This is a genomic window from Actinomadura hibisca NBRC 15177 (assembly GCF_001552635.1).
GTDB lineage: Bacteria > Actinomycetota > Actinomycetes > Streptosporangiales > Streptosporangiaceae > Spirillospora > Spirillospora hibisca.
The window spans coordinates 108,724-128,002 of sequence record NZ_BCRO01000027.1 but is presented as its reverse complement, the minus strand read 5'-3'; the positions used below and the strand labels follow the sequence as shown (position 1 = coordinate 128,002).

Below are 19,279 nucleotides of genomic sequence, written 5' to 3'. Positions count from 1 at the left end.
ATCGCAACTAACTCGCAGTTGCGAAGTATATGCAATAAGACGTCCCCGGGTGCTCCCTGTGAGTAGCGTTGTGTTTCCGAATGAACACGCAGGAGGTGTCGTGGACAGCGAGCATGCCCGGCTGACCCGTGAACTACTGGAAGGCACGCAGTGGGTGGAACGGACGCGCTCCTTCGCCCGAACCCTGCGTTCCGCCCCGCATACCACAGGCGGATTGCTGATGGTGGGCACCCCCGTCTACGAGCCCTGGCATCTGACGGCGCACCTAGACGATGAGGCCCGCCTGGCGGGTGTGCCGGAACTATCGCCCACGTTGGTGCGTCATGAGGTTCCTAAGGGAGCGCCGGCCCATCTGGCCTACGATCTACGCCGGCTGGAGGAGGCGGGACGGGGCGAAACGGTGCTGGTGGTGGCGCAAGGGCGGGCCGGAGAGCAGGTGCTGGAGCGGGTGAACGATGCGCGTCGTTGTGGCGCGGTGGTGCTGGCGATGGAGAACGGCGACCGGGAGCTACGGAGCCTGGCGCACGAGGCCATCACCATCGCCGACGCTCCGCAGGCACTGTGGCCGCGGTCGGCGCTACGGCCCGATGGACTGGTGGTCCCCGGCGAGCAGGCGTTCGAGACCGCCCAGCACCTGGTCAGCCTCGCCGCTGGAGAGACCTCGTCTCTGGTGGGTTCGCGCCGGGGCTTCCGTGACCGGCTGGCCCGCTGGCTGGACACCGTCAGCGGACCGGTCGAGATCGCCTGACCCGTTCCCGCCCTGGCCAGTCGGCCCTGCCCTGGCCCCAGGGCCGACCTGCGCCGCCCCTTGGCCGATGTGCCCTGCCGGTCATGAAGGAGCCGGTGCCGCCCGGACTGCCGCCGGTCGCGCGCGACACGATGGTGCCGCTCTATCCCGAGATCGCCGGTGTCTTCGAGTAGATCTCCCTCTACGGCTACGGCGAGGAGACCTCCGCGGCGCTCTCAAAGGGCTCGACCACCCTGGACCAGGCCATCGACGTCTCACGGGCCCAGAGTGAGATCTCGCTGCCGGACCCGACCGTCCAAGCGATCTTCCACGAGGGCGCGCCAGTACGCGAGAAGGCCGGTTCGTCGCTGTCATGCTGGGCGGTCAGGGTGGCAGAAGCCCCGACACCATCCAGGGCAGACGGCTCACCGATACCGAAGCGGCTCTGCACCGTCTGGCAGATCAGCTATCGGGCACTGCCGACCGAAGCCGGGCACCGGCCGACTCATCCGATACTTCAGCGGGGTCGATGCCTGGCTCGCCGAGCCGTTCAGACAGCGACACGGCCCCTGCGTCACCGCAGGAGCGGCACCCGGCAGAATGAAAAGCGGCGCCCGCCGGATCCCGGGGACCGTGTTCTGAGCATGATCCGGATCCGGTGGGCGCCGCGGTCTCATGGGCGCCTCTGACAAGTGCGCCGGACGTGGGCCTCAGGCGCCCTTGGCGGCGTTGAGGCGGGCGGTGACGTCGTTCCAGTTCACCAGGTCCCACAGCTTCTCGACGTAGTCGGGACGCACGTTGCGGTACTGCAGGTAGTAGGCGTGCTCCCAGGCGTCGAACACCAGCAGCGGCGTCGAGCCCATGCCGACGTTGCCGTGGTGGTCGTACACCTGCTCAACGATCAGCCGCTGCCCCAGCGGCTCCCAGCCCAGCACGCCCCAGCCCGACCCCTGCACGGTGGCGGTCGCCGTGGTGAGCTGCTTCTTGAACGCCTCGAACGAGCCGAAGTGTTCATCGAGCAGCGAGCCCAGCTCACCGTCGGGACGGTCCCCACCGTCCGGGGACAGGTTGTCCCAGAAGATGGTGTGCAGAACGTGACCTGACAGGTTGAACGCCAGGGTCTTCTCCAGGCCGACCAGGCCGCCGAACTGCTCCTTGTCGCGCGCCTCGGCGAGCTTCTCCAGCGTGTCGTTGGCGCCCTTGACGTAGGCCGCGTGGTGCTTGGAGTGGTGCAGCTCCAGGATCTCGCCGGTGATCGCCGGCTCCAGCGCCGCGTAGTCATAGGGCAGGTCAGGCAGTGAGTACGTCATAGAACCCACTATTGCAAATAATTCGCAGTTACATCAACAATGCACCCATGTCTCTCTCAGACCCGGATCGCGCCGCCCCCGGGCAGCGGCTCGCCTGGGCCGCTGCCCGGCTGCGCGCGGCGGGGCACCGCGACACCCGCCCCCGTCGTCAGATCCTTCACGTCCTCACGCACGCCGAGGGGCACCTGACCGTTGAAGGGATCCACCACCAAGCCGCTGCAGCAGGCCCACTGGACACATCCACGGTGTACCGGACGCTGACCATCTTCGAACGGATCGGCCTGGTGCATACCGTCCTCATCGGCGGACGCGTCACCTACGGATTGGCCGACCACCCACACGCTCACGCGATCTGCGACACCTGCGCCCGCGTCACCGCACTACGCAGCACGGCATGGGGCCACCTGGCCGCCCTGGCCCACGGCGAGGCCAACGGCTTCACCAGCAGCGGCATCATCGTGCGCGGCCAATGTGACGCCTGCCTGACCGGCGCTGGAGAGGCAACCGACCAGGACTGAGGGTGCCACCACGTCGCTCCTTCCCCAGCACCCGGCAGCCCGCGCCAGCGTTATACCGACCTGCCGCCCACGTCGCCGCCATAACGCTGCCCCTGGAACACGATGCCCGCACACACGACTCGGCTATCGACATCACTAGTGCGGCACAGATGCAGAATCCTCCAGTACGTAACGCATGAATCGCTGAAACCCGCCGTGCTCTACCGTCTTGTACGCCACCATCGCCAACGCTGCGGTCCGCGCACCGAACCGGCTGCCCCTGAAGGGTCCCTGACAGCAGCCGCACCTGCTTGGGCGCCGTCTGAAGACGGCGATGCGCTCGGGCGTGAAGGGCCTCGGCAGGGGGACGCCGTCCCTGGGGGTTCCCCCTGCACCCGCCAACCCTCCAACCGCCCCCTAGACGAGTAGTTCCAAAGTCTGGGCTCGGAAACAAGGCGAGGGTGTCCAAGATCAGTTTGTGACGACCGACCTGAACACCCTCGTGACAGCACTGTACGTGAAGATCGACGACGAGTTGGGAGGACACCGTTGCCTGGGCCGGCCGCCGAAGCTGACCGATCCCGAACTACTGTGCCTGGCCGTCGCTCAAGCGCTGCTGGGCTGCACCTCCGAGGCCCGATAGCTGCGGTTCGTCGGCTCTCGACTGGCGGGCATGTTCCCGTATCTGCCGCAGCGTCCCGGCTACAACAAGCGACTGCGGTCGGCGTTGCCGCTGGTCAAACGGGTCATCCGGATGCTGGCAGCCGACACCGACTTCTGGCTGGACAACGTGTGGATCGCCGACTCGACCCCGGTGGAGTGCGGCCGGTCCCGTCCCACCGTCCAGCGATCGGAGCTGGCCGGCTGGGCCGGCTACGGCTACTGCGCCTCGCATTCGAGGTTCTTTTGGGGACTGCGGCTGTATCTGGTGTGCACCCCGGTCGGGATGCCGATCATGTGGGCGCTGGCCAACCCCAAGCTGGACGAGCGAGAAGTGCTGGCGGCGATGCTGGACGTCGATTCCGGGGTGGTCGCCGACCGGGCGGACCTGCTGCTGATCGCCGACAAGGGCTTCAAAGCGCGCTGGTTCGAGACCGACCTGGCCGAACGCGGCATCAAGCTGCTGCGGCCCTCGATGCGAGGCGAACAACGACGGCCCGGAGAACACCTCCTCAAGCCCGTACGGCAGCTGATCGAGTCGGTCAACGACACCCTCAAAGGCCAACTCGACCTGGAACAGCACCAAGGCCGGACCTTCGAGGGCGTCGCCATCCGAGTTGCCCAGCGCATCCTGGCGATGGCGGCCGCGATCTGGCACAACCACCACACCGCCCAACCCACCACCCGATCACTGATCGCATTCGATCACTGATCACTTCGGAACTACTCGTCTAGGCTCGCTTGCCTAGACTCCCCTTGGTCTTCGGAGGGGGTGAATGGTGAAGCGTGGCGCTCTGGTGGAACTGGTCGCGTTAGTGCCTGCGCCCCGGCAGCCGGACTTTGGGGATTTGAGCTGGGATCAGGTGTTCCAGGTGCTCGGGCACGGCCTGCCCGCCGACTACATCGCCTTCGCCGAGGTGTACGGGCGGGTGTGCTTCAACGACGAACTCGCCGTGGACGATCTGCGCCGGCTCAGCCCCGAGCAGCTACGGCAGAACCGGCTGCACACCAACGTGCTGCGGATCGGGGACACCGCCTGCGGAACCTATATGGCCTGGCTCACCGAGGGACACCCGGACTACTGGCCTGTCACCGACAGCGAGTTCGCCAGCCATCTCGACGGGCCCGACACCGAACTGAGACCCTGGGCGCACGTCCCGCTGACCCGTTTCCTGCTGGAGAAGTTCACCACCGACAAGTACTGGTTTGAACAGCCGCCCACCACGTTCACGCCCGCCGAGATCTGGCAGAGAGCCCACCCGATGGGCGACGCCGCCGACAACCCTTTCCTGTGACCCTCGCGGGCCGCGCCCGCAAGGGGACTGACCGGCTGGGCGTGGTCAGCAGCCGTTGAGCACCCCGGCCAGCGCAGTCTTCTCCGCGGGGTCGACTTTCAGGCCGTAGCGGTATTTCACATCCACCCACGAGCGGGCGTACATGCAGCGGAAGCCGGCCAGCGGCGGCCACTACTCACCTGGGTCTTTGTCGCCTTTTGACTGGTTGACGTTGTCGGTCACCGCCCACAGCTGGCTCGACGTCCGATCGTTGGCGAACTGCTGCCGGCGCGCGGTGGTCCAGGCGCTGGCGCCCGATCGCCATGGTTGTACGCGCCTGATTTGGCCCTACCCGGCGAACTATCGGTGGCCCCATCCTGTAGCCGAGTGGTTACTGTTCAGCGAGTTCTGGCTCCACCTGCAAGGTTGCGGTGAGACGCGCGTTGTGCCTAGTGGCTCCAGGAGGTGAGCGTGGCGCGCGATCGCAAGGTGGAGCTGTTCGCGGCGATCCGTCGGGACGCGCGGTTGAACGGCATGTCGGTGTGAGCGTTGGCCAGGAAGTATCAGGTGCATCGCCGCACGGTGCGTGAGGCGCTGGAGTCGGCTTGGCCCGCGCAGCGCAAGAAGCCCCCGCCTCGCGAATCGCGGCTGGACACGTTCAAGCCGATGATCGACCACATGCTGTTGGTTGGACCTGAAGGCCCCACGCAAGCAGCAGCACACGGTGCGTCGGATCTTCAACCGGCTGGTCGTGGAGCACGAGATGGAGGGCGTCTCCTACTCCACGGTCTGCAACCACGTCGCTTGGCGACGTCCGCAGATCATGGCCGAGGCGGGGCGGGCCGCGCCGCCAGCGGTTCCGATCGACCAGATCCATCGGCCTGGTGTTGAAGCCGAGGTCGACTTCGGCGAGGTCTGGATCAAACTGGCCGGAACGATGACCAAGTGCTGCCTGTTCGTGCTGCGGTTGTCGTATTCGGGCAAGGCGGTGCATCGCGTCACGGCCTCCTGCCGGGCAGGAGGCGTTCTTCGAGGGACACGCGCACGCTTTCAGGGGCGTGGGTGGAGTGCCGACCGGCAAGGTGCGCTACGACAACCTATGGGCTGCGGTCGCCAAGGTCAGCCGGGGTTCGCGGACCCGGGTGGAGAGCGACCGGTGGGTGGCCTTTCGCTCGCACTACGGCATCGAGGCGTTCTACTGCCTACCCGGCAAGGAGGGAGCCCACGAGAAGGGCGGGGTGGAGGGCGAGACCGGCCGGGTGTTCCATCCCCGGGTCAATCGCCGGTCCCAGGTCTGCGTCCGAATGAACTACCACTCGGTGCCGACCCGGTTGATCGGCCGCCAGGTCCGGGTCTTGCTGGGCACCGATGAACTGGTGGTCTTCGACGGCCGCACCGAGGTCGCCCGCCACGAGCGCCTGGTGGCCCGCAACCAGGTCCGGCTGGAGCTGGACCACTACCTGGAGATCCTGCTGCGCAAGCCCGGCGCGCTGCCCGGATCGACCGCGCTGGAGCAGGCCCGCCAGGCGGGCAAGTTCACCCCCGTTCACGACGCCTGGTGGGCGGCGGTCCGCAAGAAGCACGGCGACACCAAAGGCACCCGCGCGCTGATCGAGGTGCTCATGCTGCACCGCAGCATGGCCCACGAGCACGTCGTTGCGGGCATCGCCACCGCGTTGCAGGCCGGTGCCCTCTCCGCCGACGTCGTCGCCGTTGAAGCGCGCAAGATCGCCCAGGCCGACCAGCCCGCCGAGCCGGCCGCTCACGCCGACAGATCCCGGCCGGTCGGCCGCCCCGGTGCGATTCCTGATGAGGTCGCCCTGCTGACCGAGCGGCGACTTTCCACGCTGCCGGTCGACACCCGGCCACCGCCCTCGATCGCGGCCTATGACGAACTGCTGCGCCTGCGACCCCCACCCGCCGCCGACGCCGCCATCGACCAAGCCTGCCGGATGCTGCGCCTGCCCACCCTGCGCAGCCAGTTCGCCGCCATCGTGGCGGCGCTGGCGAACGGCACACCCGAGGCGGCCCGCGACCTGCTGTCGGCTAGCACAGTGACGCAGCCGTGGGGGGACCACGTCGCGGCCTGCCTGCAAGTGCTGTGCAGCGATCCAAACCGTCCTGCGCGCCCCCGCGCGACCACAGCCATGATCCACCAGTTCCAAACCAGCCGGCCCATCACCGGATATGCAGTCTTCCGTGCCCATCGGGTCCCGCGCGGAGTGCGGCGGTCGGTGCGCCCCGTGTCCCGCCTCGGGTCGACTTGGTCCTGCTGTGAGGGATGAGGCTGTCTTGGGGAGGGGACGATCCGGAACTCCCACGACCAAGTGTGCCTGCCCTGGCCGACAGCGAAGTTGATCCGAATGGAGGACGGCGTCGGCGCCAGGCCGGGGCGGTGACCCGCGTCCGCGACACGCCCAGACGTCGAGGAAACGACTCCTGGAAGGAGTTCACCCCATCGCCAGCGCGGGCGCGGCCTGGCCGGCGGGCGTGGCGAGCGCCCGGACGAGGTCGTCGCGGTACCAGGCGTACTCGTCCAGGCCGTCGAACGCGTCGGGCACGGTACCCCGCACCGTCCTGGACAGGTGCGTGATCGCCGAGTCGCGAAGGCTGCGGTGCTGGACGTACCGCGCCAGGCCGAGGTCCGCGGCATGGGCCAGAACGACCTCGGCGTGCCGGTCACGGTGCTCTTCGGTGAAGTCCGCGGCGCCGTACCACCCCGAGTAGAACTTCGTGTACGGCCCGCCCGGTAGCGCGACGGTACGACCCGGTCCCTGTTCGTGGACGACGCGTTCGTGGACGAACCATGACGGGGACTGGGTGATGTCGGTCATGTGCCTCTCGTCGGCACCGAGCTTGCGCATCGCCTGCCGGGCGGCATCCGACCCGAGTATCCCAGCGGCGGTGTCGGCATCTAGCCAGTGCACTCCGACCCGGTCATAGCCGGTCGGCTGCTCCGCTCCGGCGCCCTACAGATCGTCGTGGATCAGGCGTGCGGAAGATTTAGAGGAATATTCTCATTTTGGAAGCCGAAGAAAGCCATGGCCGGCCCGATCCCGCCTCAGTCGATCCGTAGGAGGGCGAGCGCCATGTGCTGGAGTTCGCCTGCGAGCTCGCCGTCGTCCGCCGACGTCACCCCGAGCCTGCCGAACAACAGACGCTGGTCGAGGAGACCGACCATCAGGGTGAAACCGAGGTCGATCGAACGTTCCGGGTCGGGTGCCCCGATCCGGGCGCGGTGCACGAGCATCGTCTCGGCGTACCGGGCGGCCGCGAGCCGGAAGACCTCCTGCCGGTGGGCGCGGAAGTCGTCGTCCACGCAGGCCTGCGCCGCAGTGGCTCGGTAGACCGGGCCCATCTCCCGGTAGGCCCGCAGCAGCAGCCGCACGAACGTGTCGACAGTCTCCGCGGGCGTGGCGCCCGGCGGCACGGTCCACCCGTCGATGGTCGCAAGCACTCGCGCCTCGGCCCGTTCCCGCAGGCAGCGCAGGACCGCGTACTTGTCGTCGAAGCGCGCGTAGAACGACCCGACTGTCCGGCCGGCTCCCTCGATGATCTCCATGACGCCGATGTCGTGGAAGCTCCTAGTCCGCAGCAACCGCTCGGCGGAGTCCAGGAACCGGTCCATGGTCTCGGTGCTGCGCGCCTGTCGCGCCCGGCGGACGTCCTGCCCCACGGCCCTCCCTGGAACGGCGAGCCACCTCGCATCGATCACTCGATTTAGAAGGGAATTCCAAATCGAAGCTTAGGCATCACCGACAACAGCGTCAACGCCGACCGGCCGCCGGTCCTCCCCACCCACATGCAGTGACGATCCTCCCGTCCGCGCCGTCCTGGCTACGCGGAGCCGTCCTGGTCTCGTAGATCGGCGAGCGCTTGCCGAATCGCCCGAAGTGCGGGATGCGCAGGGACGACCGTCGTCAGCAGGATGCGCAGCCCGCGTTCGTAAAGGGCCACCGCGCCTGGCCGATCGCCTGCCTTCCTGCGCAGCAGCGCCAGATTGTTCAGAGTGCCGGCGAGCTCTGGATGATGCGGGCCGAGCGCCTTCTCCTTGATTCGCAAACTCCGCTGGAAAAGTGGTTCGGCGTCGCCCGCCCGTCCTTGTCTGTAGACGATCGCGGCAAGATTGTGCAGCGCGATCGCGACCTGGTAGTGGTCGTCGCCATAGTGGACCGAAAGCGCCGTGAGAGCTTGCCGCATGAGCTCCTCGGCCTCCTCCAGCCGCCCGAGCTCCATCAGGATCGGCGCCAGGGCGGCCCGTTCGGCGGCCACGTCGATGTGGTCGGTCCCGAGCACCCGCTCACGGATGGCCAAGGCCCTGCGCGCCGGCCGTTCGGCCTCATGGAAGTCCCGGCGGGCATGCGCCAGGCCACCGAGATTGTGATAGACCGTCGCGACGTCGCAGTGGTCGGGGCCGAGAGCGCGTTGGAGGAGCGACAGAGCCCGCAGGTACAGGTCGCGGGCTTCGGTGAACTTGCCGAAGTACTTGTAGGTCACCGCCAGCTCGTTGCAGGTCGACACGAGCTCCGCTTCCAACGCGGGATTCGGGCCGGTGACCCGCAACTCTCGATCTATCGCTCCCAGCACTCGTCGCAGCACGATCTCGGCCGCTTCGTACGCGCCGCGGACCCGGTACAGGTTGCCGAGGCGGACCTCGGCGGCGCGGCCGATCCCCGGCGCGTCGGGGGCCGCCGAGTTCGCGGCGAGCCGGACCGCCTCGGTGAAGGCGTGTTCGGCCCTCTCCAGGTTCTCGCTGTCGAACAGCAGCAGGCCCTGAACGTACTGGATCCGCGCGCGGGCCAGCGGCGTCGCGTCCGACCCGCCGGCCAGCGCGCCGTTCGCCAAGGTCAGGGCCTGCCGGATCTCCCCACGCTCGCGGGCCGCCAGGCACTCGCCCGTCACCCGCTCCACCCGCGACGTGGCACCGGCAACGCGACGGGAACCGGCCATCTGTCCCTCTCCTGTCCTCGCTCCTGGCGCAGAGTGCCCTATCGACGACCACCTTGGTGAGGGTCTCCGCCGCCTCTACACGCTTACGGGCGCAACCCCAGGTGCAATCGGTTCAGTTGTCCCTGCCGTCTGCGCACCTGGCTCCGTGCAACGGCCGTAACACGCCCCCCGCTATTCCAGAAGGAAAGTCTCGCTGTGGTTTCCTGAGATGATTCCTCGGACAGCGCCGGGCGTACTCCATCCGCTGTTGTTTTCGAACGGGTCCAGCGATTCAACGACCGAACCGCTAGCGGTCGTGATGTTGACGCGCGACGCTACGTTGCTGATCGCCGAATGTGCCTCGAACGGGAGGCTGGTCGGCACCGAGGTCGGAGTGAACTGCACACTGGTCCCGGCATAGCCTGGCGCAGAGTAAACGCAGACTTTTCCCGTCGCGCAAGTGGTGGCGAGCGCGGGGGTGGTGGTGGAACCGGCGACCAGCAGCGAAGCGGCGACACCCGGCACGACCAGCCGTCGTCCAGAGAACATGAATTTCTCCCTTACCTGGCGGCTTGCATATCGGCGAGACGGACTTTCGGCTCGCCCCTGGTGATATGCGAGGCTCTTCCCATTAGTAGGCGCCCTCATCGCGTTGTGCGCTATGGGGGTTGACCCCCAACATGCTCCCCTAGGTTTCCCGTGACAGCTCAGCGGATGTGGAGGTCCGCGCCCCATGGGAGCGGATCAGGTCTCTGGTCATGCGGCGATAGTCCCTCGTGGTCCGCGTTGCGACCGAGCAGGCCTTCCCCGGCAGCCGTCAGATGCGTGTCACCCCGTGGGAGCCGAGGGCTAAGGCGATGCCCCCCGACGAGCCGCCGTGGTGCTGGCCGCCACGACGACCGCGCTGCTGGCGTCCGCCGTCACCGCCGACGCGTCGAGTCTCACCCCGCTCAAGGGCGGCACGACCACGGTGATGACCGGCCCCGGCATCGCGACGACGCTGCCGAAGAACCGGCTGTTCGCCTACGCCGTCACGCCCGGTAGGACAGGCGTCACCAACAACCAGGACCTGGCCCTGACGTTCGCGTTCCCGGTCATCGGCGGCAAGGTCGGCATCAAGCCCCTGGCCGAACAGGTCAGGCACAAGGGCTCGACCGCGTTCGTCAACCTGGCCAACGCCATCGGTGAGGACGGCGGTGGCGTCCACTGCTTCACGCAGCAGCTTCCGAAGGTCGTCTGACGCGTGTGGACGCGTCAGGCGGGCGTTCTTTCCCTGCGGCGAGGACGAGGAGTCGTCGGGCGGTGGGTCAGGACGTACTCGGTGAGGAGGTTCGGGACCCAGCACAGGAGCGGGACCAGCAGGTAGGCGCGGTCGAAGGCTTCGGCGTCGGCGGTTCCGGTGGCGATCTGGGCCGGGATCAGTGGGGCCATCACCAGTCCGGCCGCGCCCGACACGATGATCGCGGCCAGGGTCGTGCGGCCCACCGCGCGGTGCAGGCGTGGAGAGCGGGCGCGCAGCCGGGCGGCGAAGTGGAGCGGTGACAGCAGCAGCGCCAGCGCGCCGCCGCCGATGTGGACGTAGAGCACGGCACGCAACCAGGCGGCCTGGTCGGCGTCGGTGGCCGCCACGGAGTTCTCGTCGGAGACGAGGTCGCCCAGCGAGGCCGTCAGGTACGGCAGGGGCGCGAACACCGCGATGGCCGGCGCGCTCAGCACCAGCCACCACCACCATGCAGCGATGCGTCGACCGCTGCGGCTCACTGTGACCGTCATGGGTTCACCGTAGGAGCCGGGCGTGCGAATGCGCCTCGCTCCCCGGAGCGATCACCGATGTCCCTCTTTCCGTGGAAACTACATCAACTGGTCTGACCACTTGACGTGTTGATGAGTCGATGGCCAGGATATGCGCATGAGCGACTTTCAGCCGGTGCAGCGTTCCTCGGTGTCGGTGGCGGTCTTCGAGCAGATCGCGGCGCGCATCGTGGACGGGACGCTGCCCGCTGACGCGGCGCTGCCCTCCGAGCGCGTGCTGACCGAGGAGTTCGGGGTGAACCGGCAGGCGCTGCGCGAGGCGTTGCAACGGCTCGACCAGCTCGGACTCGTAGAGATCCGGCACGGCGGGGCCACCCGGGTGCGCGACTTCCGGACGGCGTCCGGACTCGATCTGCTGCCCCGGCTCTTCCTCGGGGCGGACGGCTCCCTGGACGCCGTCGTCGTGCGGTCGGTGATGGAGATGCGGACCACGATCGGCGCCGACGCCGCCGCGCACGCCGCGCGGCGCGCTCCGGCGGAGGTCGTGCGCGGACTGCGCGGCCTGCTGGCGGAACTGGACGAGGGGCCTGACGACGTCGGGCGGATGGCCGAGCTGGACGTGGCGTTCTGGGACCTGGTCGTGGAGGGGTCCGGCAACGTCTGTTACCGGCTGTCGCTCAACGTCCTGCGGCGGTCCTACCGCCAGGTGGCCTCGCTGGTGGACCTGCTGATGCTCGGGGAACGCCGCGACCTGGCGGCACACCGGGAGCTGGTGGCGGGGATCGAGACGGGCGACCCGGAGCGCGCACGCGCGGCCGCGGTCGCGTTGCTGGAGCAGGGCCACACGGCGGTGCTGGCCCACCTTTCCGAGGAGTGATCATGGCCCCCCGAAACGACGACACCGCCTGGCTCCGGCCGGGACTCACCCTGGCCGGAGCGGCGCGGGAGTTCTTCCGGCATCCGAGCCCGAAGGTGCTGGTGCCCGCAGCGGCGGCGGCGGTGGCCGCGCGAGTGGCGATGGGCCGGTGGGGCCGGGCCGACGCCATCGTCCCGGCCGTGGTGGTGGGCCTGGAGCCGTTCGTCGAGTGGCTCGTCCACGTGAACGTGCTGCACTGGCGGCCGAAGACGGTCGGCGGCAGGCGGGTCGACCCGTTGCTGTCGCGCAAGCATCGCGAGCACCACCGCGACCCGCGCGACGCCGAGCTGGTGTTCATCCCGATGCCCGTCGTCCGCGGCGCGATCGGCGGCCTGGTGGTGGTGAACGCCCTGGCGTTGCGCTCTCCTCGGCGGATCATGACCGGTCTGGCGACGTCGCTCACGCTGCTCGCGGGCTACGAGTGGACCCACTTCCTGATCCACTCGTCCTACCGGCCCAAGCACGCCCCGTACCGGATCGCCTGGCGCAGCCACCGGCTGCACCACTACCGCAACGAGCGCTACTGGTTCGGCGTCGTCACCCCCGTCTCCGACCAGGTGCTGGGCACCTACCCGGCCAAGGACGAGGTTCCGGCGTCGCCGACCGCCAAGACCCTGGGCGTCGAGGACCACCGGGCGGCCTGAGGGTGAGCCACGTCATGGGATCGCGCTGTCACAACGGAGCGCGTGCCGGCACCTAGTGCGCGTCTACCTCCACCACGGTGAGGAACGCTCACGGAAACCCGTCTCGACCTGACGGCCAACCCGCTCGGCGCGAAGATCAGCAAGCGGATCCACAGCGTCGCCCTGGCCATCCAGGAGTCGTCGCTCTCCCCGACCGTGCAGGACCTGGTGATGCTGCGCGCCAACGGCCGCGATGCGGCGGGTCGTCGGCCTGCTGCGCGACGGCGACGCCGCCGGGTGGCTGCCGGAGGTGACCGGCGCCGTGTACCGCGTGGTCCGCGAGGCGCTGACGAACGGGCGGCGGCACGCGCCCGGAGCCCGGTCCGTCGTCGTGGTCGGGCGGGACGGCCACGGCGTCACCGTCGAGGTCACCGACGATGGCCCGGTTCCCGTCCGGTCCCACCAGCGCGGCGGGTTCGGGCTGGTCGGCATGCGCGAACGCGTGGAGACGCTCGGTGGCTCGCCGCGCGCCGGGCCCCGTCCGACGGCGCGGGGCTGCACCAACCAGGAGATCGCCTCGGAGCTGTTCATCTCGTTGAGCACCGTCAAGGGACACGTCGCGGCCGTCCAGGCCAAGCTGGGCGTGCGCAAGCGGGTCGGGATCGCGGCGTGGGCCTGGGAGAATGGTTCGCCGACACGCGGTGACGCGGCGCGGGACCGGCCGAAAGCACGGTCGCCGTCGGCCGGAACGGCGCTTTGGGCCGGTGCCCCGGGAAGCGCGCCGGTTTCCAGGATGGGAACATGCCGAATGAGGAGTTCCCACCAGTCCTGGACGCGGTGGGGTTGATGAAGTGATACGGGCGTCGGGTGGCGCTGGACGGGGTCGATCTGACCTTTCCGGCCAGGCGCGTGGTGGGCCTGGCCGGGCCGAACGGCGCGGGCAAGTCGACGTTGCTGCATCTGGCCTGCGGGCTGCTGGAGCCGACGTCGGGCGCGTTGCGGATGCTGGGATCGCGCCCGCCTTCCTGGCCTGCACGCTGGGAGCCGTCGTCGGCCTGCTGATCCGCTGGACGCTGCCCGCGATGGCGCTCACCAGCGTGGTCTTCCTGGTGATCCAGTTCGCGGTGTCGAACGTGGTGCGGCCACACCTGATGCCGCCCGAGCGGACGAGCCTGCCGATGACCGCGCAGGCCGTCAACGAGGCCGGGAACCTCGGCGGCATCACCGGCGCGCCCTCGATCGGCGGGCTGCGCGTGCCCGGCCAGCCCGACGCGTGGATCAGCGAGACCAGCCCGCTGCGCGTCCGGGACGGGCGGACGCTCGACGGGACCGCGTTCGACCGGTGCCTGAACGCACCGCCGAAGACCAGCGCGGGCGGCACGTTCGGCGACACGGCCGTGCGCCTGGGCGGACTCGGCCTGCACGTCGACGTCAAGTAGCAGCCGCGCAAGCGCTACTGGCCGTTCCAGCTGGCCGGGACCAGGCTTTATCTGCTGGTCGGCGCAGTCCTAATCGCCTTCGCGCTGCGCCGCGTGCGACGCGTCTGATCCGGCTCAGGACTCGGCGCGCCGGTCGAGGCCGAGGGTGGCGATGAGGTCCTTGTGGAGTTCGGACCAGATGCGGTGGCAGGAGTTGACGTCGATGCCATCCACTCGTGCGTGGTCTCCGGCCCGGGCGCGTGTCAGGGCCTCGGTGAAACGGACGTCGTATTCGCTGAACCGGGTCAGGACGCTGGTGAGCCGGGCGGCGAGCGGCTTCAGCGCGTGGTCGATGTCGGCGAGTTCGTTCAGGACGGCGGCGTCCCAGGCGGGTCGGCGTGGTCGTTGACGGCTGGCCGGTCGGTGGCGGTCGGATGGAGTTGCCAGTGGGTGCAGGCTAGGCGGAGATGGGCGTTGGGCGGGAGGAAGACGCGGTGGACCTCGCGGGCCTCGTCGGTGCCGCCGACGGCGGTGAGCTCGGCGGCCAGCCGACGCTCGTTCTCGACCTTGCCACGTTCGGTCAGCGACCAGCCTGCCGTCTCGGCGGAGGTGTGCGGTACCCAGCCGCGCGCCTCGGCGTCGTACAGCGTCTCCCGTGTCGCGGTCGCGTCGAGCCCAAAGCGGCGCGCGAGCACCGGCGTGTCCGCGAACCCGGTGACGCGCACGGCGTGCAGGACCAGCAGGTCGTGCGCGGAGTCCCGGGTCATGAGTCGGCGTCCTGTCAGGTGGTCAGGCGGGTGTGGTGCTGCTGGCAGGCCTGCGGGGAGTTGAAGCCCATCGCGTCGGCCATCTGCGCCCAGGTCGGTCCCGCGCTCCGGGCCGTGAACAGCAGCGCGGACTCCAGGCCCTCGACCTCGCCCCGGGCGGCGGGCAGCAGGGCCAGCGCGCTCAGGACGTCGTCGGCGGCCAGGTCGGCGCCGCGCCAGACGGCGAACTGCACGAGGTCGACGGCCGAGGACGGGACGGGCGCGGGCCGCCAGGGCCGAGGTTCGAGCGCGTCCGCGCCCAGCCGCCCGAGCCGTTCGCGGGCATCCTGCACACGGCGGGCCTGAGCGAGGTCGGCGTCCTGGTTGCGTGACATGGGGGTTCCAAAATGTTGTCAGCGAAACGTTGGAGGCGGACGATGCTGATACCGCTGGCGGCGGCCGTCACCGAGACATGCGGCGGCAAGGCGGCCGCGCTCGGCGCGTTGCTGCGCGCAGGCCTGCCGGTCCCCGACGGCGTGGTGGTGCCGTTCACCACCACCGCCGAGGACCTGGAAGGCGCGCTCGACGAACTTGGCGACTCACCTGTGGCAGTGAGATCGTCGGCAACGGGCGAGGACACGGCACAGACGTCGGCAGCGGGCCAGTACGAGAGCTTCCTCGGAGTGCGGGGAGCCGGCGAGATCGCTAAGGCCGTCCACGCCTGCCGGGCCTCACTGTTCTCACCCCGCGCCGTCGCCTACCGCGCCGACCGGCCGTCGGCGGATCCCGCGATGGCCGTCATCATCCAGCGCCACGTGGACGCCGAGGTGTCCGGAGTGATGTTCACGACCGCCGCCTCGAACGGCGCGACCGAGATCGAGGCGTCGTGGGGCTTAGGCCCCAGCGTTGTCGAAGGCAGGATCACCCCCGACGCCTATCGAGTGGCCGGGGACGGAACGATCACACGCTCCGTAGCCGACAAGCAAACCCGCCTGGACCGGAGAGGCGCGCGACTCATCACCAGCGAGGTACCCGCGCCAGCCCGGGCCCAGCCGACGCTCGACGATCCGACCGCCGCGCAACTGGCGGCGCTGGGCGGACAGGCCGCCGCCGTACTCGGCGGCCCACAAGACATCGAGTGGGCGCTCTCCGACGGCCACCTCTGGCTCCTCCAGGCGCGTCCGATCACCGCCGCGCTACCGTCACGACCTTCCGACGCCGTCCCGGCCGCCGCGCTCACCGGAACGCCAGGCAGCCACGGGACCGCGACCGGCACCGCACGCATCGTCCGTGGCCCCGGCGACTTCACGCGCGTGCGGCCCGGCGACATCCTCATCTGTCCGTTCACCGACCCGGCCTGGACGCCGCTGCTCCGCATCGTCGCCGGTGTCGTCACCGAAACGGGAGGCGTGCTCTCGCACGCCGCGATCGTCGCCCGCGAACAAGCCATTCCCGCCGTCCTGGGCGTCCCCAACGCGACGAACAGACTCCACGACGGCGCGATCATCACCCTCGACGGCGCAATGGGCACCGTCACCCGATGGTAGCGGTGTGGCAGCGCGGGGCATATTCAGAGCTTCTCCTACACAATGTGGCCGGTGGTCGCGTCAAGGCACGCCCGGCCGACCGTGCCCACCTGCACATAGTCGCCGCTGAGGGAGCAACCGAGGGCAACATTGCACACCACTGCGCCGGCTCCGGGCTTGGGTTCTAGGAGGCGATGCAACACCTCAGTTTGTGAGGGGTTGTATTGGGGTTCGAGATTCGTGGGGTGCGGTCGCCGCAGGGGCCGGTGAAGTGGGCTACTGAGCGGGCGGCATACTTCGAGCTCATGCGGCAGGGCCACAGCAACGAGGCCGCGTGCCGATCGTCGGGGTCAACCCGAAGTCGCCGGGCAAGGCTCAAAGCCCGGAAAGCCCGAATACTCGGCGGTGAGTGGTCATGTCCAGACACCGGGCGCTGGGCGACCTTGGTGGCGTAGCCGCCCAAGGGAGCGATCATGAGCGGTCCGGACATCCTCTCCGCCGAGTACGACGCCGATCCCTACCCCTTCTACTCGACGATGCGGGAGTCGTTCTCCCTGTACCGGCATGAGCAGACCGGTTTCTACATGGTCAGCAGGTACGAGGACGTCGCCTACGCCCTGACCAGCGATCCGTTCACGACCAGGCACTACGACTGGCAGATCGAGCCGGTCGCGGGCGCCAGGACCATCGGACAGATGGACGGCGCGGAGCACGCCCACAACCGCAGGATGATCGGGACGCCGATGCGCGGCCGGGCCCTCCAGGACCGCGTCGTTCCCCGGATCGAACGCACCTGCAGGGAACTGATCGACGGGTTCAGGACCAGAGGGACCGTCGAGCTCATGGCGGAATTCGCCGCTCACGTGCCTATCAGCACGATTGTTGCGATCATGGACCTTCCGCAGCGGGACCTGGACAGGTTCCGGGTCTGGTACCGCGCCTTCCTCGACCACATGGGCAACTTCGGGAACGATCCGGCGGTCGAGAGCGCGGGCCGTGCGGCGCGGGCCGCAATGACCGAGTACCTGCGGCCGGTCATCCGCGAACGGCGTGCGCGCCCGGGAGCGGACCTCATCTCCGCCATGTGCGCCGTGCAGCCCGACGGAGGCCTGCTGTCGGACCAGCAGATCCAGGCGAACTGCGCGATCCTCTTCGCCGGCAGCAGCGACACCACCATGTCCGCGATCGCCAACACCATACGGAGCCTGCTGGAGAACCCGCGCTACCTGGAACTCGCGCGCCGGGACCGGACCCTCATCGACCGGATGCACCACGAGGCCATCCGCCTCCGTCCGCCGACCCACCTGACGCTCCGCTACACCGAGGAGGAGGCCGAGGTGAGCGGTGGCGTGATCCCGGCGGGGTCCACGGTCGCCTGCGTGGTCGCGGCCGCCAACCGGGACCCCGCCAGGTTCCTCGATCCCGACACCTACGACCCGTTCCGGGCCGAGAGCGACCCGGCCAGACAGTTCACCTCGGGCTCCAGCATCGTCACGTTTGGCAAAGGCCGCCATTTCTGCCTGGGCGCCCTGGTCGTGCAGAACACCATCACCATCGCCGTCGGCCAGCTCCTGGACGCCATGCACGACATCCGGCTGGTGGGCGGAGTCACCCTGACCGAGAGCGGCGTCTTCACGCGCGCCCTGACGAGTTTCCCCCTGGAGTTCACCCCGGCCTGAACGTCTTCGACGCGAGGGGAGAGCAGTGGACAACCTCGAGATCGCCCGCGCCTACTACCGGGCCTGGACCGAGCGCGCCGGCGACATGTCCGGTGTGGCGCTCGCCGACGACTTCACTTTCACCGGACCGGTCATCGCCTACCAGAGCGCCGAGGACTACCGGCACATGGCCCGGGACGTGGGTCCCTCCTGCACGGTCCGCGTCCGGCACCAGTTCGCCGCGGACGCCCTGGTGTGCACGTTCGTCGACTGGGACATGCCCGGCGTCGCCTCAACGGTCCGGTCGGTGGAGCTCCTCGTGATCGAGGGGGACCGGATCGTGTCCAGCGAGCTCATCTACGACGGCGAACCGGTGCGGCGGGTCTGGCAGCCGAACTGACGACGCGAACCCTTGGAGACTGGTATCGGCATGACAGCAGCATATGAGCCCGCCGCGCTGACGGACCGCGCCCGGCGGTGGCGATGGAGCGACCACCTGCATCTGAGCAGCCGGTTCGCCGAGCTGGGCGACAGGATGTGCGAAGCAGCCGCGGTGCGGCCGGGCGAGCGCGTGGTCGACGTCTCCGCCGGAGTCGGGAACGTCGCCCTGGCCGCGGCCCGCAGATTCGCCTCGGTCACAGCCGTCGACGACGTTCCCGACCTCCTGGACCTGCTGTCCGCGCGAGCCGAGGCGGAAGCGCTCGTGGTCGACACCCGCACGGCCTCGCCACAGCTGCTTCCGTTCCCCGACGCGTCCTTCGACGCGGGGATCATCGCGTGCGGCCGGGTGTTCAACGTCGGCTATGAGGCCGCCTTCACCGAACTCCGTCGGATCGTCCGTTCCGGCGGGAGGTGCGTCCTGCTCCTGTGGACGCACAGCGGTGTGGTCCGGCGCCTGTTCGAGGCCATCCAGTCGTACCTTCCAGGATCGACCGGGCTGGCGATCCCCACGCTCCCCGATGCCGAGGCCGAGGTGCGCAGGATCCTCTCCCCGTGCGCCGACCTGCAGATCCGAACGCGGGACTTTCCGGTCGTGGTGCCGTCGCCGCAGGTCTGGGCGCGGATGTTCAGCGTCTGCTACGGCCTGGAGGCCGCGCTGACAAGAGCGTCGCGGGAGACGGAGATCGCCGGTCTGCGCGACGACCTGACCGCCGTGTTCCACGACTTCTCCGCGGACCACGGCGACTCCGCGGTGATCACTTACGAGTACGTCCAGGTCGTGGCCACCAGATGAGGAGTGCTT

The 19,279-nt window shown here is 69.1% G+C and carries 21 protein-coding genes and 2 pseudogenes; 15 read left to right on the top strand and 8 right to left on the bottom strand.

The window, feature by feature from the left end:
• The first annotated feature begins 100 nt into the window (after positions 1 to 100).
• Entirely contained in the window at positions 101 to 748 is a 648-nt protein-coding gene (locus tag AH6_RS14085; protein ID WP_067479397.1) for a hypothetical protein, read from the top strand.
• 689 nt (positions 749 to 1,437) lie between these two features.
• Here the strand turns inward: AH6_RS14085 and AH6_RS14075 are convergent.
• Positions 1,438 to 2,037: a superoxide dismutase gene (locus AH6_RS14075; protein WP_067479393.1), complete on the bottom strand. Its 600-nt coding sequence runs from the start codon at positions 2,035 to 2,037 to the stop codon at positions 1,438 to 1,440.
• Positions 2,038 to 2,084: 47 nt separating this feature from the next.
• On the opposite strand from AH6_RS14075, the gene AH6_RS42405 reads away from it, so the two are divergent.
• From AH6_RS42405 to istA, 4 genes and pseudogenes are all read left to right on the top strand, one after another.
• Positions 2,085 to 2,555: a Fur family transcriptional regulator gene (locus tag AH6_RS42405; RefSeq protein ID WP_083982785.1), complete on the top strand. Its 471-nt coding sequence runs from the start codon at positions 2,085 to 2,087 to the stop codon at positions 2,553 to 2,555.
• Between the two features lie 457 nt (positions 2,556 to 3,012).
• Positions 3,013 to 3,906 (top strand): annotated as a pseudogene (locus AH6_RS14065) (IS982 family transposase).
• Positions 3,907 to 4,042: 136 nt separating this feature from the next.
• Positions 4,043 to 4,489: a hypothetical protein gene (locus AH6_RS14060; RefSeq protein WP_157431458.1), complete on the top strand. Its 447-nt coding sequence runs from the start codon at positions 4,043 to 4,045 to the stop codon at positions 4,487 to 4,489.
• Between the two features lie 513 nt (positions 4,490 to 5,002).
• A pseudogene (gene istA / locus AH6_RS42395) lies at positions 5,003 to 6,384 on the top strand (IS21 family transposase); the annotation flags it as partial.
• Between the two features lie 534 nt (positions 6,385 to 6,918).
• Here the strand turns inward: istA and AH6_RS14050 are convergent.
• The 4 genes from AH6_RS14050 to AH6_RS42390 all read right to left on the bottom strand — a co-directional run bounded on the left by AH6_RS14050 (position 6,919) and on the right by AH6_RS42390 (position 9,946).
• On the bottom strand, positions 6,919 to 7,302 hold the full coding sequence (locus AH6_RS14050; protein WP_157431457.1) for an EthD domain-containing protein: 384 nt from the start codon (positions 7,300 to 7,302) through the stop codon (positions 6,919 to 6,921).
• 227 nt (positions 7,303 to 7,529) lie between these two features.
• A complete protein-coding gene (locus AH6_RS14045; protein WP_067479383.1) occupies positions 7,530 to 8,144 on the bottom strand; it encodes a TetR/AcrR family transcriptional regulator in 615 nt (204 codons plus the stop codon).
• A 161-nt stretch (positions 8,145 to 8,305) separates the two neighbouring features.
• On the bottom strand, positions 8,306 to 9,418 hold the full coding sequence (locus AH6_RS14040; RefSeq protein WP_067479380.1) for a tetratricopeptide repeat protein: 1,113 nt from the start codon (positions 9,416 to 9,418) through the stop codon (positions 8,306 to 8,308).
• A 171-nt stretch (positions 9,419 to 9,589) separates the two neighbouring features.
• Positions 9,590 to 9,946 (bottom strand): peptidase inhibitor family I36 protein, encoded by a 357-nt coding sequence (locus AH6_RS42390; RefSeq protein WP_169807851.1) that lies wholly within the window; start codon positions 9,944 to 9,946, stop codon positions 9,590 to 9,592.
• 328 nt (positions 9,947 to 10,274) lie between these two features.
• Between AH6_RS42390 and AH6_RS14035 the strand changes: the two genes are divergently transcribed.
• Complete coding sequence (locus tag AH6_RS14035; protein WP_067479378.1) at positions 10,275 to 10,637, top strand: hypothetical protein; 363 nt, start codon at positions 10,275 to 10,277, stop codon at positions 10,635 to 10,637.
• A gap of 14 nt (positions 10,638 to 10,651) precedes the next feature.
• Here the strand turns inward: AH6_RS14035 and AH6_RS14030 are convergent, their stop codons facing one another.
• The gene (locus AH6_RS14030; RefSeq protein ID WP_067479376.1) at positions 10,652 to 11,170 is read right to left on the bottom strand and encodes a DUF2306 domain-containing protein; all 519 of its coding nucleotides are present in this window, start codon (positions 11,168 to 11,170) and stop codon (positions 10,652 to 10,654) included.
• A 136-nt stretch (positions 11,171 to 11,306) separates the two neighbouring features.
• Here AH6_RS14030 and AH6_RS14025 point away from each other — a divergent pair, with 136 nt between their 5' ends.
• From AH6_RS14025 to AH6_RS14005, 5 genes are all read left to right on the top strand, one after another.
• Positions 11,307 to 12,026 carry a FadR/GntR family transcriptional regulator gene (locus AH6_RS14025; protein ID WP_067479374.1) on the top strand — a complete coding sequence of 240 codons (720 nt, stop codon included), beginning with the start codon at positions 11,307 to 11,309 and terminating at the stop codon, positions 12,024 to 12,026.
• Positions 12,027 to 12,028: 2 nt separating this feature from the next.
• Entirely contained in the window at positions 12,029 to 12,709 is a 681-nt protein-coding gene (locus AH6_RS14020) for a sterol desaturase family protein (protein ID WP_067479372.1), read from the top strand.
• Positions 12,710 to 12,941: 232 nt separating this feature from the next.
• Positions 12,942 to 13,535: a helix-turn-helix transcriptional regulator gene (locus AH6_RS45885; protein ID WP_067479370.1), complete on the top strand. Its 594-nt coding sequence runs from the start codon at positions 12,942 to 12,944 to the stop codon at positions 13,533 to 13,535.
• A 20-nt stretch (positions 13,536 to 13,555) separates the two neighbouring features.
• Positions 13,556 to 13,750 (top strand): ATP-binding cassette domain-containing protein, encoded by a 195-nt coding sequence (locus AH6_RS46610; RefSeq protein ID WP_067479368.1) that lies wholly within the window; start codon positions 13,556 to 13,558, stop codon positions 13,748 to 13,750.
• A 20-nt stretch (positions 13,751 to 13,770) separates the two neighbouring features.
• Complete coding sequence (locus AH6_RS14005; RefSeq protein ID WP_067479366.1) at positions 13,771 to 14,127, top strand: hypothetical protein; 357 nt, start codon at positions 13,771 to 13,773, stop codon at positions 14,125 to 14,127.
• Between the two features lie 347 nt (positions 14,128 to 14,474).
• On the opposite strand, the gene AH6_RS45875 is transcribed toward AH6_RS14005, so the two are convergent.
• A complete protein-coding gene (locus tag AH6_RS45875; RefSeq protein WP_245679303.1) occupies positions 14,475 to 14,873 on the bottom strand; it encodes a hypothetical protein in 399 nt (132 codons plus the stop codon).
• 14 nt (positions 14,874 to 14,887) lie between these two features.
• Positions 14,888 to 15,247: a DNA-binding protein gene (locus tag AH6_RS13995; RefSeq protein WP_067479364.1), complete on the bottom strand. Its 360-nt coding sequence runs from the start codon at positions 15,245 to 15,247 to the stop codon at positions 14,888 to 14,890.
• 42 nt (positions 15,248 to 15,289) lie between these two features.
• Here AH6_RS13995 and AH6_RS13990 point away from each other — a divergent pair, with 42 nt between their 5' ends.
• From AH6_RS13990 to AH6_RS13975, 4 genes are all read left to right on the top strand, one after another.
• A complete protein-coding gene (locus tag AH6_RS13990; RefSeq protein WP_067479362.1) occupies positions 15,290 to 16,399 on the top strand; it encodes a PEP/pyruvate-binding domain-containing protein in 1,110 nt (369 codons plus the stop codon).
• Between the two features lie 452 nt (positions 16,400 to 16,851).
• Entirely contained in the window at positions 16,852 to 18,057 is a 1,206-nt protein-coding gene (locus tag AH6_RS13985) for a cytochrome P450 (RefSeq protein WP_067479360.1), read from the top strand.
• Positions 18,058 to 18,082: 25 nt separating this feature from the next.
• Positions 18,083 to 18,436, top strand: a complete 354-nt coding sequence (locus AH6_RS13980; RefSeq protein ID WP_067479358.1) for a nuclear transport factor 2 family protein — start codon at positions 18,083 to 18,085, stop codon at positions 18,434 to 18,436.
• A 30-nt stretch (positions 18,437 to 18,466) separates the two neighbouring features.
• Positions 18,467 to 19,270, top strand: coding sequence for a class I SAM-dependent methyltransferase (locus AH6_RS13975; RefSeq protein WP_083982781.1), 804 nt, complete (start codon positions 18,467 to 18,469; stop codon positions 19,268 to 19,270).
• Positions 19,271 to 19,279 lie beyond the last annotated feature (9 nt).